We start from the raw sequence: 13722 nt of genomic DNA on the forward strand, positions 1-13722 counted from the left end.
CTCAGGAGGCGAGAGGCTCCCGGGTGGCCTGCACCCATTCGTCGAGCTTGGCGCTGGCGCGGCCGTCATCGACCGCCGCCGCCGCGCGCTCCATCGCGTCCCGGAGGCGGTCGAGGATCGGCACCTGCGTGAGGGTGGCGTCCCGCGACAGCTCGAACGCGACCACGCCGGCCGCGGCGTTCAGCAGCACGATGTCCCGCACCGGGCCCTTCTCGCCGGCGAGCGTGCGACGCAGGAGCTCCGCGTTGTGCTCCGGCGAGCCGCCGATCAGATCGGACAGATCCGCGAGCGGGATGCCGAGGTCGCGAGGGTCGAGGTCGTGCTCGTGCGTGTCGCCGACCGCCACCTCCCAGATCCGGCTGTGTCCGGTGGTGGTCAGCTCGTCCAGCCCATCGTCGCCGCGGAAGACCAACGCGGTGGCGCCGCGGGTACGGAACACGCCGGTGATCAGCGGCACCCGGTCGAGCTGGGCGACGCCGACGGCGTTGGCCTCCGCCCGGGCCGGGTTGCACAGCGGGCCGAGCATGTTGAAGACCGTCGGCACGCCGAGCTCCTTGCGCACCGCGCCAGCATGCTTGAAGCCGGGGTGGAACGCCGCCGCCCACGCGAAGGTGATCCCGGTGCGGTCGAGCACGGAGGCGACACGCGCGGGGTCGAGGGAGATGTCCAGTCCGAGCGCGGCGAGCACGTCCGAAGAGCCCGAGGAGGAGCTGGCGGCCCGGTTTCCATGCTTGACGACCGGGATGCCCATCGAGCCGATGATGATGGCGGCCGTGGTGGAGACGTTCACCGTGCCCACACGATCGCCGCCGGTGCCGACGATGTCGAGCACGTCCGGCGAGACGGGAAGCGGCACCGCCGCCTCGAGGATGGCATCGCGGAAGCCGACGATCTCGTCGACCGTCTCGCCCTTCGCGCGGAGCGCGACCAGGAAGGCGGCCAGCTGGGCATCCGTCACCTTCCCCTGCATCACCTGACGCATCGCCCAGGTGGACTCCCAGACGCTCAGGTCCCGGCGCTCCAGGAGGTTCGTCAGGACATCGGGCCAGGTGAGGTAGTCCGCCATAGCTGCGATCCTATCCGCGCGCCCATCGATGCCGATTCGAGATGACGCACGCGGGACGCGGTCCGGCCCCGCGCGGGATCCGGTTCTCCCCGCGAAGCACCGAGGATTCGCAGATGGTTCTTAGGTTCCCCTAAGCCGCGTCGGACGTGGTGAGGGGGCCGCCGGCGGCCGTGTGGGATGGTGGCCCGGGCCCGGGGCTCAGCCGTGCGGGGTGCCCAGTGCTTTCTCGTCATAGGCCTGACGAGCTTCAAGGACGTCATCGAAGTGCTCGGCCGCCCAATCGACCAGCGCCCCAAGTGGATGCTCCAAGGTCGAGCCGAGTGGCGTGAGGCCGTAGTCGACGTGGCGGGGCACTGTGCCGTGATCGATCCGCTCGACGATCCCGTCGCGCTCCAGGTCGCGGAGAGTGTCCACCAGAACCTTCTTGCTGATGCCGTCGACGGCCGCCTGGAGCTCGCCGAAGCGCAGACGCCGATGCTGGAGCGCGATGACGATCAATGCGGTCCACTTGTTGGCGATCCGCGCGAGAGAGGTGCGCGACGGGCAGGTCGCGAGCAGGGGATTCCATGAACGTTCGGTGACCATCAGGTGAACTCCTTCCGTGGTTACGTTGAAGTGACCACAACAGCATCGGCCACCCTCAGAGGGCGGCGATCCTGCTGCGGATCGAACGAAGGAGAACTGACCATGACTGCCACACCCCCCGTTGAGACCGTCGAAACCTACTTCACCCATCTGGCCCAGGGCAACGTCGAGCAGGCCATGGCCGTGCTCGACCCGGACGTCGCGTGGCACCAGCCTGGCGACAACCGCTTCTCGGGCGTGCACCGCGGCCCGGATGCCATCCGTGCCCTGATCGGCGGCATGATGGAAGCCACCGGCGGGACATTCGCGGTGGCCCCGACCGGCCCCCTCATGGCGAACGAGGACGTGGTGGCCGCCCCGGTGCGCTTCACGGGTCACCGAGATGGGCGAGAGCTGGACCAGCCCGGGGTAGATCTTCTCACTGTCCGGGACGGCCGGATCGTCGAGGTCCGGCTCTTCTCCTCAGACGGCCCCGCCGAGGACCAGTTCTGGGGGAAGGCGTAAGACGACGGCCAGGTTGCTCAGCAACCTGGCCGTCGTCGTTGCGGCATGTGCGCGACATACCGATCAGCGACCATCAGGAAGGTTGACATGAACTCCAAGCAGTACGCCCCAGAGCATCGTGAAGTCCTCATCGTAGGCGCCGGCTTCAGCGGCCTGGCCAATCTCCACCTGCTGCGCCGTGCAGGGATCGACGCCGTGATTGTCGAAGCAAGTGACGACGTCGGTGGCACTTGGCATGCGAACCGGTACCCGGGGGTCCGAACAGACAGCGAATCGCACTATTACTGCTTGTCCTTTGCCCAGGAAGTCACCGACTCCTGGTCTTGGACGGAACGCTATCCGAAAGGGGCAGAGGTCCACGCCTATCTTCGCCACGTGGCGGACAAGCTAGGACGTGTTGCTAAATCCATTGCAAGGCGGCGGAGAGGCAGAGCCCTGCCGCGTATGACCGGGCGGTCTTGTCGTAGCGGGAAGCGAGTCCGCGCCACTGCTTCACGAAGTTGAAGCACCGCTCGACGACGTTGCGGCCCTTGTAGCGCTCCCGTTGCTCATCGCCGAAGTCGATCGGACGGCCCGGCCGCTTGCGACGGTGCGCGATCTGGTCGTCGCGTTCGGGGATCGTGGCCTTGACGCCGCGCTCGCGCAGCCAGGCCCGGTTCTTCTTCGACGGGTAGCCCTTGTCCGCGAGCACCCGGTCCGGTCTCGTGCGCGCGGGCCCTCGGCCGGGGATGTGGATCTCGTCGAGTACGCAGGTGAACATGCTCGTGTCTGCGACCTGCCCGCCGGTGAGGACGAACGCCAGCGCCCGGGCCTTCCCGTCGCAGACGAGATGGATCTTCGTCGTCAAACCACCCCGTGACCGGCCGATCGCGTGGTCAGGAGGCTCTGGCCCGGACTTCTTGTAGTTCGACGGATCCCCCTGTGACCCGGGGCAAGGTCGCGCCATGCTGATGGACACGCGCGATCGAGGAATCCACCGACACGACCCAGTCGATCTCACCCTGAAGCGACGCCCGCTTCTGCACGTGGGTGAGCAGGTCCTCCCAGACGCCGTCGCTCGCCCACCGGCGGAAGTTCTTGTAGATCGTGTTCCAGCTCCCGAACCGGTCGGGCAGGTCTCGCCACGCCGATCCCGTGCGGAACCGCCACGCGGTCGCCTCGACCACCGTGCGCCGATCCACCGGAGGACGGCCCCGTGTCCTCACCGGCGGGAACACGTCCCGGATCAGCTCCCAGACCTCGTCCGTGATGACATCTCGCGACACGACTCAAGAATCACCCGAAGGCCCCGAACCAGCATTTAGCAACACGGCCTACGTGCGACGACAGCGAAACGGGGTCCCCGGGTGCAAGAATTCGCGCGACGGATCGGCCATAATGGACGGGTGACCACCTCAGCGACGTATGCCCCGGCTGCCCGAACGATCAAGCGGCCCAATCCGGTAGCTGTCGGCACCATCGTGTGGCTCGGCAGCGAGGTGATGTTCTTCGCGGGTCTCTTCGCGATCTACTTCACTCTCCGCAGCACCTCCCCCGAACTGTGGGCCGACCGCACCGGTCTGCTGAACGTGACGTTCGCAGCGGTCAACACGGCCATCCTCGTGGCGTCCTCGTTCACCTGTCAGATGGGTGTGTTCGCCGCCGAGGACATGCAGGCCTACCGCCTGCCGCGCGGTCAGGTGAACGCCGCGGGCCGTCGCCGCATCTTCGGCTGGGGCATGGTCGAGTGGTTCTGGGTCACCTTCGCGCTCGGCGCGATCTTCGTGTGCGGCCAGGTCTGGGAGTACGCGCAGCTCGTCGTCGAGGGGATGCCGATCCAGGCGGACTCGTACGCCTCCGCGTTCTACCTCACGACGGGCTTCCACGCCCTGCACGTGACCGGCGGCCTCATCGCGTTCCTGCTCGTCATCGGGCGCGCCTACGCGGTCAAGAACTTCACGCACAAAGAGGCGACCTCGTCGATCGTCGTGTCCTACTACTGGCACTTCGTCGACGTCGTCTGGCTGGTCCTCTTCGGCGTCATCTACTTCCTTAAGTGAGAGCGGAGCGATTCCCCGAAATGGCACGAGAGAAGAAGCGCCGCTCGCGCGGCCGTCGCAGTCCCCTCGCCGCTGCCGCGCTGATCGGTGCAGGCCTCCTGCTCACCGGCGGCGCCTACGCCGGCGCATCCGCGGCCATGGCCTCCACCGACGCGCAGACCGCGGTCTCCACGGAGCTCACCGTGGAGGACGGCGAGAAGCTGTTCACCGCGAACTGCGCCACCTGCCACGGTCTCGACCTGCAGGGCACCGACAACGGCCCCAGCCTGATCGGCGTGGGTGAGCTCGCCACCGAGTTCCAGCTCGCCACCGGACGGATGCCGCTGCAGATGCAGGCACCGCAGGCTCCGCAGAAGCCGCCGCAGTTCACCGACGAGCAGATCAAGGCGATGGCCGCGTACGTGCAGTCCGTCGCCCCGGGCCCGACCTTCCCCGACGAGGAGATCCTCGACGGCGAAGGCGACGTCTCGCACGGCGCCGAGCTGTTCCGGATCAACTGCGCGATGTGCCACAACGTCGCCGCCGCAGGCGGTGCGCTCACCGAGGGCAAGTACGCCCCCGCGCTGACCTCGACGAGCGCCCTGCACATCTACGCGGCCATGGTCACCGGCCCGCAGAACATGCCCGTGTTCGGCGACATGAACCTCAGCCCCGAGGACAAGCGCGACATCATCTCGGCTCTGCTCTATCAGCAGGAGGCCGTGCAGGTCGGCGGACTCTCCCTCGGCTCGCTGGGCCCCGTCTCCGAGGGTCTGTTCATCTGGATCTTCGGTATCGGCGCTCTCGTCGCCCTCACCGTGTGGATCACGGCGAAGTCCAACTGACGAATTTTCATCGAAGAGGAACGTACGAGGAGCACCATGGCACACGACGAGGACACGCTGGCTCTTGACAGGGCCTACCAGCCCTCGCCAGGGCTGGGGGTCGCGGTCAGCGATCCCGTGCAGAACCCGGGGCTGCCCCCGCATCGTGAGCGGATGACCGACAAGGACCCGCGCGCCGAGAAGGCCGCCGTCCGCACGGTCTACACCCTCTTCTACCTCTCGCTCGCCGCGAGCATCTGGGCCGTCGCTGCCTACATGCTGTTCCCGATCGAGAGCGGCGCACTCATCGACGTGCGCAACAACAACCTGTTCATCGGTCTCGGCATCGGCTTCGCCCTGCTCGCGCTGGGTCTCGGCGCGATCCACTGGTCGAAGGCCGTGATGAGCGACAAGGAGTTCATCGAGCACCGGCACCCGACGCGCGGTCGCGACTCCGTCCGTGCCGCCGCGGTCAAGGCCTTCGCGGACGCGAACGAGGAGTCCGGCTTCGGGCGCCGCACGATGATCCGCAACTCGCTGATCGCCGCGCTCGTGGCATCCGTCGTCCCCGGTGTGACGCTGTTCCGCGGCCTCGCCCCGCACGCCTCCGAGGCTCACCCCAACGCGGGCGACCCGGTGGCGCTGTTGAAGCAAACCATGTGGGACAAGGGCACCCGCCTCGTGCGCGACCCCGACGGCACCCCGATCCGCGCCGCGGACGTCACGCTCGGCTCGGCCGTGCACGTGATCCCCGAGGGCCTGAACGAGCTCGGCCACGACGGCGGCCTCCTCGAGGAGAAGGCGAAGGCCATCGTGCTCCTCATGCGCCTGCGCCCCGAGCAGCTCATCGAGACCGAGGAGCGCAAGTCCTGGTCGTACGACGGGATCGTCGCCTACTCGAAGGTCTGCACCCACGTCGGATGCCCGGTGGCGCTGTACGAGCAGCAGACCCACCACCTGCTCTGCCCCTGCCACCAGTCGCAGTTCGACGTGACCGAGCACGCCAAGGTCATCTTCGGCCCGGCGGCCCGTCCGCTGCCGCAGCTGCCCATCACCGTCGACGACGAGGGCTACCTGATCGCGCAGAGCGACTTCCACGAACCCGTCGGCCCGAGCTTCTGGGAGCGTCATTGAGCACCGCAACAACTCCTCGCGAGACCCAGCCCACCGAGGCGCGTGAGGCGCCGCTCGGCGGCAGATTCATCGGCGCGACGGCCAACTACATCGACGAACGGACGAGCCTGTCCGGCTTCGTCAAAGAGCTCGGCCGGAAGATCTTCCCCGACCACTGGTCGTTCATGCTGGGTGAGATCGCGCTGTGGAGCTTCGTCGTCGTGTTCCTCTCGGGCACGTTCCTGACGTTCTTCTTCCAGGCGTCGATGGTCCCCACGCACTACACCGGCGCGTACGAGCCGATGCGCGGCATCGAGATGTCCGCGGCGCTGGAGTCCACGCTGCACATCTCCTTCGATCTGCGCGGCGGCCTGCTGGTGCGTCAGATCCACCACTGGGCGGCACTGGTCTTCGTGGCCGGCATCGGCGTCCACATGCTGCGCATCTTCTTCACGGGTGCATTCCGCAAGCCGCGTGAGCTGAACTGGGTGATCGGCTTCGTGCTCTTCATCCTGGCGATGGCCGAGGGCTTCACGGGCTACTCGCTCCCCGACGACCTGCTCTCCGGCAACGGTCTGCGCATCATCGACGGGATGATCAAGGGCCTCCCGCTCATCGGGACTTGGACCTCGTACCTGCTCTTCGGCGGGGAGTTCCCCGGCACCGACATCGTCGGTCGCCTCTACACGCTCCACATCCTGCTGCTGCCCCTCCTGGTGATCGGCCTGATCGTCGTGCACCTGATGCTCATGGTCATCAACAAGCACACGCAGTTCGCCGGCCCGGGCCGCACCAATGAGAACGTGGTCGGCTACCCCATGATGCCGGTCTACATGTCGAAGATGGGCGGCTTCCTGTTCATCACCTTCGGCACGATCGTCCTCATCGCGTCGATGTTCCAGATCAACCCGATCTGGAACTACGGACCGTACGACCCGTCCCCCGTGTCGGCCGGAACCCAGCCCGACTGGTACATCGGCTTCGCGGACGGCGCGCTGCGTCTGGCGCCGTCGAATCTGGACATCGTGTTCCTGGACCGCACCTGGTCCTTCGGCATCCTGATCCCGGTCGCGGTGCTGGGTCTGTTCCTCGTCACGGTGATGTTCTACCCGTTCATCGAGGCGTGGATCACCGGCGACAAGCGCGAACACCACATCGCAGACCGCCCGCGCAACGCCCCGACCCGTACCGGGATCGGTGTCGCCGGTGTGATCTTCTACGCCGTGATGTGGGCCGCCGCGTCGTCCGACCTCATCGCCACGCACTTCATGCTGACGATGGAGGGCGTCATCCGGGCGCTGCAGATCCTGCTCATCGTGGGCCCGATCATCGGCTACTTCGTCGCGAAGCGCATCGCCATCGCGCTGCAGAAGAAGGACCGCGAGATCGTCCTGCACGGCTACGAATCCGGCCGCATCGTCCGTCTTCCCGGCGGCGAGTTCATCGAGGTCCACCAGCCGGTCGACGTCTACGACCGCTGGAAGCTCATCGATTACGCGACCTACGAGCCGCTGGTCGTGCGCCCGAACGCCAAGGGCCGTATCCCGTGGCACGAGAACCTGCGCTCGGCGCTGTCCCGGTGGTTCTTCGAGGACCGCCTCCAGCCGCTCACCCAGGCGGAGCTGGACGCGGCGGATGCCCACCAGCACCACGCTCTGGCCACCATGGCGGAGATCGAAGCCGAGGAGATCGCCGGTGCCCACGAGCGCGCCGGTGTCACCGACGACCAGATCATCGCCAGTGACCCGCACGTCACCGAGACCGGCAACGTGCCGAGCTCCGTGATCGCAACAGAGCCGGTGCGGAAGCCGCGGCGCCGGAAATCGGAGGACGGCGAGTAATCGCTCGTCCTCAGAAGAGGGCCCCGTCCGAATGGACGGGGCCCTCTTCGTCGTCCCCTCCCCGACCGTGAAAGGATCGATGCGTGTCCTCCGTCGTGCAGCTGCTCCGCTCCCCCGACCTCGCGGTCGCCCCGTACGCGCATGAGTGAACAGTCGACCATGGCAGGGAATCGACGACATCGCGCAGTCATCGACGACGCGGTCACGCACGACGCTCAGTAGGCTGAAGCCATGAACGAGCGCGCCGCATTCTTCGCCGCCAAACTCGCCGCCGAGACCGACCCCAGCGACGTCCATGCCGCCCGCAAGGCCGGAGAGACCCTCTACGTGGTGGACGTGCGTTCCGATGAGGCGTGGGCTCAAGGACGCGTCCCCGACGCGATCCACATGCACTACAGCGAGATCGCAAGGCGGGCCCCCCAGGAGATCCCCGCGGATGCCGCCGTGGTGGTGTACTGCTGGAGCCCAGGATGCAACGCCGGTGCGAAGGGCGCCCTCGAGTTCGCGAATCTGGGCTACGCGGTGCGTGAGATGATCGGCGGCTTCGAGTACTGGGTGCGGGAGGGCTACCCGGTCGAGGACGCGGACGGCGTGCACCGTCGGCCGATCGACCCGCTCACCGGCGTCCCCCGCATCCGCAGCCGCGCCTGAAAACGAGAGAGGCCCTCCGGACGGATCCGGAGGGCCTCTCTGGTAGGAGATGTCAGCGGGCGAAGTGTCCGCGGTAGTACTCGTACACCCAGCCCACGATCGCGACAGCGAAGATCGCCAGACCGATCGGGAGCAGGAAATGCCCGACGGCGAGCCCGATCAGGAAGACCGCGGCGGAGGCCGCGAGCACGATCGGCCACCACGACCACGGGCTGAACTCACCGAGCTCAGGGTCTCCGTCGTCGATGTCCGCCGTGAGGATGTCCTCCGGCAGCTCACCGCCCTGCGCACGGTGCGTGCGGTGCAGGTACCAGGCGATCATCGCGCTCATGAAGGCGACGAACAGCAGGGCGACGGTACCGACCCACTCGATCGCGGTCACGACCGGACGGTCGGGGTGGGCGATGATGTTCCAGGTCGTGTAGATCGCGGCGACGATCAGGAAGAAGACCGTCAGCACCCACCAGAGGATGACGTTGTCGCGCATGGATTACTTGACCTCTCCGTGAGCGGCGCCGGCGGATGCGGACACCGGGTGCTCGGCAGCCTCGGGGTGGTTCAGGTCGAACGCCGGACGCTCGCTGCGGATGCGCGGGATCGACGTGAAGTTGTGCCGCGGCGGCGGGCACGAGGTGGCCCACTCCAGCGAGGCCCCGTAGCCCCACGGGTCGTTCACGGTGACCTTCGGCGCCTTGCGCGCCGTGATCCACACGTTCAGGAAGAACGGCAGCATCGAGGCGCCCAGGATCACGGCGCCGATCGTGGAGACCTGGTTGCCCCAGGTCCAGCCGTCGGCGGCCGAGTAGTCCGCGTAGCGACGCACCATGCCGTCCACGCCGAGCCAGTGCTGCACGAGGAAGGTCATGTGGAAGCCGATGAACAGCATCCAGAAGTGCACGTAGCCGAGGCGCTCGTTCAGCATCCGCCCCGTCCACTTCGGCCACCAGAAGTAGAAGCCGGCGAACATGGCGAACACGACCGTGCCGAACACCACATAGTGGAAGTGGGCGACGACGAAGTACGAGTCGCTGAGGTGGAAGTCCAGCGGCGGCGACGCGAGGATCACGCCGGTGAGACCGCCGAACACGAACGACACCAGGAAGCCGAGCGCGAACACGATCGGCGTCTCGAACGTGACCGAGCCGCGCCACATCGTGCCGATCCAGTTGAAGATCTTCACACCGGTCGGCACCGCGATGAGCATCGTCATCAGGGCGAAGAACGGCAGCAGGACCGAGCCGGTGACGTACATGTGGTGCGCCCACACGGCCACCGACAGTGCGGCGATCGCGATCGTCGCGTACACCAGCGTCTTGTACCCGAAGATCGGCTTGCGGCTGAACACCGGGAAGATCTCGGACACGATGCCGAAGAACGGCAGCGCGATGATGTACACCTCGGGGTGGCCGAAGAACCAGAACAGGTGCTGCCAGAGGAGCACACCGCCATTGGCCACGTCGTAGATGTGAGCGCCGAGCACGCGGTCCGCACCGGCGGCGAAGATCGCCGCCGCCAGCACCGGGAAGGCCATCAGGATCAGCAGGCTGGTGATCAGGGTGTTCCAGGAGAAGATCGGCATCCGCCACATCGTCATGCCCGGAGCGCGCATGGTGATGATCGTGGTGACGAAGTTCACCGCACCGAGGATGGTGCCGAAACCGGAGAGGCCGAGGCCCAGCATCCACAGGTTCCCACCGGCGCCCGGCGAGAACGTGGCGTTCGCGAGGGGCTGGTACGCGAACCAGCCGAACGAGGCGGCGCCCTGCGGGGTGAGGAAGCCGGCCACCGCGATGGTCGAGCCGAACAGGAACAGCCAGAACGCGAAGGCGTTCAGACGCGGGAAGGCGACGTCAGGGGCGCCGATCTGGAGCGGCAGGACCGCGTTGGCGAATCCGGCGAACAGCGGCGTCGCGAACATCAGCAGCATGATCGTGCCGTGCATCGTGAACAGCTGGTTGTACTGCTCCTTGGTCGGCACGATCTGCATGCCCGGCGCGAACAGCTCGGCGCGGATGACCAGCGCCATCACGCCGCCGAGGAGGAAGAAGATCACCGAGGCGATCAGGTACATGTAGCCGATCGTCTTGTGGTCGGTGGAGGTGATCCACTTGACGACGATGTTGCCCTTCTGCTCCACCCGCGAGGAGGTGAGCAGTGCGGCCTGACGCGGCGGGATCGTGGTGGGACGGACGCCGTTCGTCTGAGGTTCGGCTGTGGTCGTCATGTCTTACTCCTCTTCCTCGGAGCTCGAGCTCGGTCCGGTGCCCGGGAAGTTGCCGAGGCGGTCGTAGGCGTCGTTGATGTCGCCCGTGTTGCCCTCCTCGCGCAGCGAGTCGAGGTAGTCCTCGTACTCGTCCTGCTCGACGACCTTCACGTTGAAGAGCATCATCGAGTGGTATTCGCCGCAGAGCTCGGCGCACTTGCCGTCATACTCGCCGACGCGGGTCGGGGTGAAGGACCAGGTGTTGTCCTTCCCGATGTACATGTCCTTCTTGTAGAGGAAGTCGATGATCCAGAAGGAGTGGACGACGTCGCGGGACTGCAGGTGGATGGTGACCTTCTGGTCGACCGGAAGCACCAGCGTCGGCAGCTGCGACTTGTCGATGTTGCCCTCGGCGTCGGGCTGGGCCTGGATGCCCATCGTCCAGACGGCGTCGGAGTTGTCCTCCTCCTCGCCGTTGTACTGGAAGTCCCACGCCCACTGCTTGGCGATCGCGGTGATCTCGACGTCGGGGTCCTCCCACTGCGTCTCGATCTCCGCCTGGTCGCGGGCGGTGAAGAAGAAGAAACCCAGCACGAGGATCAGCGGGATCACCGTGTACAGGATCTCCAGCGGCATGTTGTACCGCAGCTGCACCGGGAGGCCGGTCTGGCCCTTGCGACGGCGGTACGCGACCGCGGCCCAGCCCATCAGGGCCCAGGTGATCAGGCCGACGGCCAGCAGCACGATCCACGAGTTCACCCAGAGGGCGGCGACGCGGTCGGTCTGGTTCGTGGCGGCGGTGCCGTCCTCGACGAAGCCCGGGAGGAAGCCGTGGAGTTCGGTGGGAGTACATCCCGCCAGGGCCACGGCCGCCGAAACTCCCAGCGGGAGGGCGGCCCAACGAAGGCGGCGTTTCGAGGGCACGATGCACCTTTCAGATCGCGGACAGGGACAGCCTCAAGTCTAGGGCAACCTCACACCCGATTCATGCCAACCACGCAGGTTCGGCGGGTCTCAGTGGAAGCTGTCGCCGCACGCGCAGCTGCCTGCCGCGTTGGGGTTGTCGATGGTGAAACCCTGCTCCGAGATGGTGTCCTTGAAGTCGATCGACGCGCCATCCAGATACGGGATGCTCATGTTGTCGACGATCACCTCGACCCCGTCGAAGTCGACCGTCTGGTCGCCCTCGAGGAAGCGCTCGTCGAAGTAGAGCTGGTAGATCAGGCCCGAGCATCCTCCGGGCTGGACGGCGACGCGCAGACGCAGGTCGTCGCGGCCCTCCTGCTCGAGAAGGCTCTTCACCTTCTGCGCCGCGGCAGCCGTCAGCGAGACACCGTGGGCGGGAGCCTCGGTCGAGTTCTGGGCGGTCAGTGTGGTGTCGCTCATGTCACTCCTTGGGACGCGCAGCACGAACTGCTGCTGCGCTCGATTCTACCGCCGGGGTGCGGGGAGGGCTCGGCGCCCGATGGCGCGGCCTCAGGATGCCGTGCGCTCGTTCATCCGCGCCAGCAGCAGGGCCTCGGTGCGCACGGCGTTGCGGAAGGTCTCGAGGTGCAGCGACTCGTTGGGGCTGTGCGCACGGGAGTGCGGGTCCTCGACCCCGGTCACCAGGATCTGCGCCGCAGGGAACTCGCGAACGAGATCGGCGATGAACGGGATGGATCCGCCGACCCCGAGGTCGACCGGGGCGACGCCGTAGCCGTCCGCCATCGCGTCGCGGGTGAGCCCGACCGCCCATCCGGCCGTGTCGACGAGGAACCCGTCGCCGAGGTCGATGTCGCTGAACGTGAGCTCGGCGCCGAAGGGGGCGTGCGCCCGGAGGTGCGCCTCGATCGCCGTGTACGCCTCGCGAGCGCTCTGACCGGGGGCCACGCGCGCGCTGATGACGACGCTCACCTCCGGCAGCAGCGTGTTCGACGCCGCAGCGACGCTGGTGGCGTCGATGCCGGTGATCGTCACGGAGGGCTTGTTCCAGATGCGGCTGAGGATGCTGTCGCGGCCGATCGGCCGGGTGCCGGGCAGCAGCCCCGCCTCTTCGCGGAGCGTGGCCTCCTCGTAGGCGGGGGTGTCGGCGTCTCTCGAGGCGAGTCCTTCGACCGCGACGGCGCCGTCCTCGTCCCAGAGCGTGGCCAGCAGCGTGACGGCCGCCATCATGGCATCCGGCACCGCTCCCCCGAACATGCCGGAGTGCGACGCGTGCTCGAGGGTGCGCACGCGCAGGGTGAAGCGGGCGTTGCCGCGGAGGGAGACGGTGAGGCCGGGCGTGCGCGAATCCCAGTTGCCGGAGTCCGCGACGACGATCGCGTCGGCGCGCAGCGCATCGGCGTTGTCGCGCAGGAAGCGTGCGAAGGAGCGCGAGCCGTACTCCTCCTCCCCCTCGATGAACATCGCGATGCCGAGGTCGAGGTCGTCGCCGAGCACCTCCGCGACCGCGCGGAGGGCGGCGATGTGCGCCATGATGCCGGCCTTGTCGTCCGCCGCTCCCCGCCCGTACAGGCGTCCGTCCCGGACCGTCGGCTCGAAGGGCGGCGTCTCCCAGAGCGCGTCGTCGCCCGGCGGCTGCACGTCGTGGTGCGCGTACAGCAGGATCGTCGGACGCCCGTTGCGCGCGGCCCTCGTCGCCAGGACCGCCGGCTGGCCGAGCTCGTCGGTGTCGTCGATCGCGGCGCGCAGCACCCTGACGTCGTCGAAGACCCCGGTGCCGCGGGCCAGCTCCGCCACCGCGTCGGCGCTGCGCTCGAGCTGGGCCTGATCGAAGGCCGGCCAGGCGATGCCGGGGATGCGCACCAGCGCGCCCAGGTCGGAGAGAGCGGAGGGGATGCCGAGCGCGACGGCTTCGGTGAGCGCGGCTTCGCGCTCGGCGGACGCCGGGGATGCAGAGGGGGTCATGCGAGTAATCTTAAGAGGACCCCGACTC

At 67.5% G+C, this 13722-nt stretch carries 15 protein-coding genes and 1 pseudogene; 7 read left to right on the plus strand and 9 right to left on the minus strand.

Going from position 1 to position 13722, the window contains the following annotated elements; all coding sequences use genetic code 11:
- Position 1 precedes the first annotated feature (1 nt).
- Both trpD and JSY13_RS07720 read right to left on the minus strand, forming a co-directional pair.
- Positions 2-1066 carry an anthranilate phosphoribosyltransferase gene (trpD, locus tag JSY13_RS07715; RefSeq protein ID WP_259606150.1) on the minus strand — a complete coding sequence of 355 codons (1065 nt, stop codon included), beginning with the start codon at positions 1064-1066 and terminating at the stop codon, positions 2-4.
- Between the two features lie 198 nt (positions 1067-1264).
- The gene (locus JSY13_RS07720) at positions 1265-1651 is read right to left on the minus strand and encodes a winged helix-turn-helix transcriptional regulator (RefSeq protein WP_221845053.1); all 387 of its coding nucleotides are present in this window, start codon (positions 1649-1651) and stop codon (positions 1265-1267) included.
- Positions 1652-1753: 102 nt separating this feature from the next.
- Between JSY13_RS07720 and JSY13_RS07725 the strand changes: the two genes are divergently transcribed.
- Complete coding sequence (locus JSY13_RS07725) at positions 1754-2155, plus strand: nuclear transport factor 2 family protein (RefSeq protein ID WP_221845054.1); 402 nt, start codon at positions 1754-1756, stop codon at positions 2153-2155.
- Between the two features lie 63 nt (positions 2156-2218).
- Here JSY13_RS07725 and JSY13_RS07730 read toward each other — a convergent pair whose 3' ends face one another.
- A complete protein-coding gene (locus JSY13_RS07730; protein ID WP_259606151.1) occupies positions 2219-2392 on the minus strand; it encodes a hypothetical protein in 174 nt (57 codons plus the stop codon).
- Between JSY13_RS07730 and JSY13_RS12695 the strand changes: the two genes are divergently transcribed.
- Positions 2309-2659, plus strand: coding sequence for an NAD(P)-binding protein (locus JSY13_RS12695; RefSeq protein WP_432806452.1), 351 nt, complete (start codon positions 2309-2311; stop codon positions 2657-2659). The two genes, JSY13_RS07730 and JSY13_RS12695, sit on opposite strands and share 84 nt — an antisense overlap.
- On the opposite strand, the pseudogene JSY13_RS07735 reads toward JSY13_RS12695, so the two are convergent.
- Positions 2556-3420: pseudogene (locus JSY13_RS07735) on the minus strand (IS5 family transposase). The gene JSY13_RS12695 and the pseudogene JSY13_RS07735 overlap by 104 nt on opposite strands.
- Positions 3421-3540: 120 nt before the next feature.
- Between JSY13_RS07735 and ctaE the strand changes: the two are divergent.
- The 5 genes from ctaE (at position 3541) to JSY13_RS07760 (ending at position 8602) form a co-directional block, all read left to right on the plus strand.
- Positions 3541-4194, plus strand: a complete 654-nt coding sequence (gene ctaE / locus JSY13_RS07740; RefSeq protein ID WP_432806394.1) for an aa3-type cytochrome oxidase subunit III — start codon at positions 3541-3543, stop codon at positions 4192-4194.
- A 20-nt stretch (positions 4195-4214) separates the two neighbouring features.
- Complete coding sequence (qcrC, locus tag JSY13_RS07745; RefSeq protein WP_259606152.1) at positions 4215-5018, plus strand: cytochrome bc1 complex diheme cytochrome c subunit; 804 nt, start codon at positions 4215-4217, stop codon at positions 5016-5018.
- Between the two features lie 36 nt (positions 5019-5054).
- Positions 5055-6131, plus strand: a complete 1077-nt coding sequence (gene qcrA / locus JSY13_RS07750; protein WP_259606153.1) for a cytochrome bc1 complex Rieske iron-sulfur subunit — start codon at positions 5055-5057, stop codon at positions 6129-6131.
- Entirely contained in the window at positions 6128-7951 is a 1824-nt protein-coding gene (gene qcrB, locus JSY13_RS07755) for a cytochrome bc1 complex cytochrome b subunit (protein WP_259606154.1), read from the plus strand. Before qcrA ends, qcrB begins: the two co-directional genes overlap by 4 nt.
- Positions 7952-8182: 231 nt before the next feature.
- Positions 8183-8602 (plus strand): rhodanese-like domain-containing protein, encoded by a 420-nt coding sequence (locus JSY13_RS07760; protein ID WP_259606155.1) that lies wholly within the window; start codon positions 8183-8185, stop codon positions 8600-8602.
- Between the two features lie 52 nt (positions 8603-8654).
- Here JSY13_RS07760 and JSY13_RS07765 read toward each other — a convergent pair whose 3' ends face one another.
- The 5 genes from JSY13_RS07765 to JSY13_RS07785 all read right to left on the minus strand — a co-directional run bounded on the left by JSY13_RS07765 (position 8655) and on the right by JSY13_RS07785 (position 13694).
- Positions 8655-9089, minus strand: coding sequence for a cytochrome c oxidase subunit 4 (locus JSY13_RS07765; protein WP_259606156.1), 435 nt, complete (start codon positions 9087-9089; stop codon positions 8655-8657).
- 3 nt (positions 9090-9092) lie between these two features.
- A complete protein-coding gene (gene ctaD / locus JSY13_RS07770; protein ID WP_259606157.1) occupies positions 9093-10826 on the minus strand; it encodes an aa3-type cytochrome oxidase subunit I in 1734 nt (577 codons plus the stop codon).
- Between the two features lie 3 nt (positions 10827-10829).
- Positions 10830-11729, minus strand: a complete 900-nt coding sequence (ctaC, locus tag JSY13_RS07775) for an aa3-type cytochrome oxidase subunit II (RefSeq protein WP_259606158.1) — start codon at positions 11727-11729, stop codon at positions 10830-10832.
- 90 nt (positions 11730-11819) lie between these two features.
- Positions 11820-12191 (minus strand): iron-sulfur cluster insertion protein ErpA, encoded by a 372-nt coding sequence (gene erpA, locus JSY13_RS07780; protein WP_259606159.1) that lies wholly within the window; start codon positions 12189-12191, stop codon positions 11820-11822.
- A 90-nt stretch (positions 12192-12281) separates the two neighbouring features.
- The gene (locus tag JSY13_RS07785) at positions 12282-13694 is read right to left on the minus strand and encodes a dipeptidase (RefSeq protein WP_259606160.1); all 1413 of its coding nucleotides are present in this window, start codon (positions 13692-13694) and stop codon (positions 12282-12284) included.
- Positions 13695-13722: the final 28 nt, after the last annotated feature.

The sequence above is a fragment of the Microbacterium neungamense genome, assembly GCF_024971095.1.
Lineage (GTDB): Bacteria > Actinomycetota > Actinomycetes > Actinomycetales > Microbacteriaceae > Microbacterium > Microbacterium neungamense.

What these genes read in the sequence shown, in the direction of transcription:
- JSY13_RS07760 (WP_259606155.1), top strand. Translation starts at nt 8,183, where the DNA reads ATGAACGAGCGCGCCGCATTCTTCGCCGCCAAACTCGCCGCCGAGACC.
- qcrC (WP_259606152.1), top strand. Translation starts at nt 4,215, where the DNA reads ATGGCACGAGAGAAGAAGCGCCGCTCGCGCGGCCGTCGCAGTCCCCTC.
- erpA (WP_259606159.1), bottom strand. Translation starts at nt 12,191, where the DNA reads ATGAGCGACACCACACTGACCGCCCAGAACTCGACCGAGGCTCCCGCC.
- ctaD (WP_259606157.1), bottom strand. Translation starts at nt 10,826, where the DNA reads ATGACGACCACAGCCGAACCTCAGACGAACGGCGTCCGTCCCACCACG.
- JSY13_RS07720 (WP_221845053.1), bottom strand. Translation starts at nt 1,651, where the DNA reads ATGGTCACCGAACGTTCATGGAATCCCCTGCTCGCGACCTGCCCGTCG.
- qcrA (WP_259606153.1), top strand. Translation starts at nt 5,055, where the DNA reads ATGGCACACGACGAGGACACGCTGGCTCTTGACAGGGCCTACCAGCCC.
- JSY13_RS07725 (WP_221845054.1), top strand. Translation starts at nt 1,754, where the DNA reads ATGACTGCCACACCCCCCGTTGAGACCGTCGAAACCTACTTCACCCAT.
- trpD (WP_259606150.1), bottom strand. Translation starts at nt 1,066, where the DNA reads ATGGCGGACTACCTCACCTGGCCCGATGTCCTGACGAACCTCCTGGAG.
- JSY13_RS07730 (WP_259606151.1), bottom strand. Translation starts at nt 2,392, where the DNA reads ATGCCAAGTGCCACCGACGTCGTCACTTGCTTCGACAATCACGGCGTC.
- JSY13_RS07765 (WP_259606156.1), bottom strand. Translation starts at nt 9,089, where the DNA reads ATGCGCGACAACGTCATCCTCTGGTGGGTGCTGACGGTCTTCTTCCTG.
- JSY13_RS07785 (WP_259606160.1), bottom strand. Translation starts at nt 13,694, where the DNA reads ATGACCCCCTCTGCATCCCCGGCGTCCGCCGAGCGCGAAGCCGCGCTC.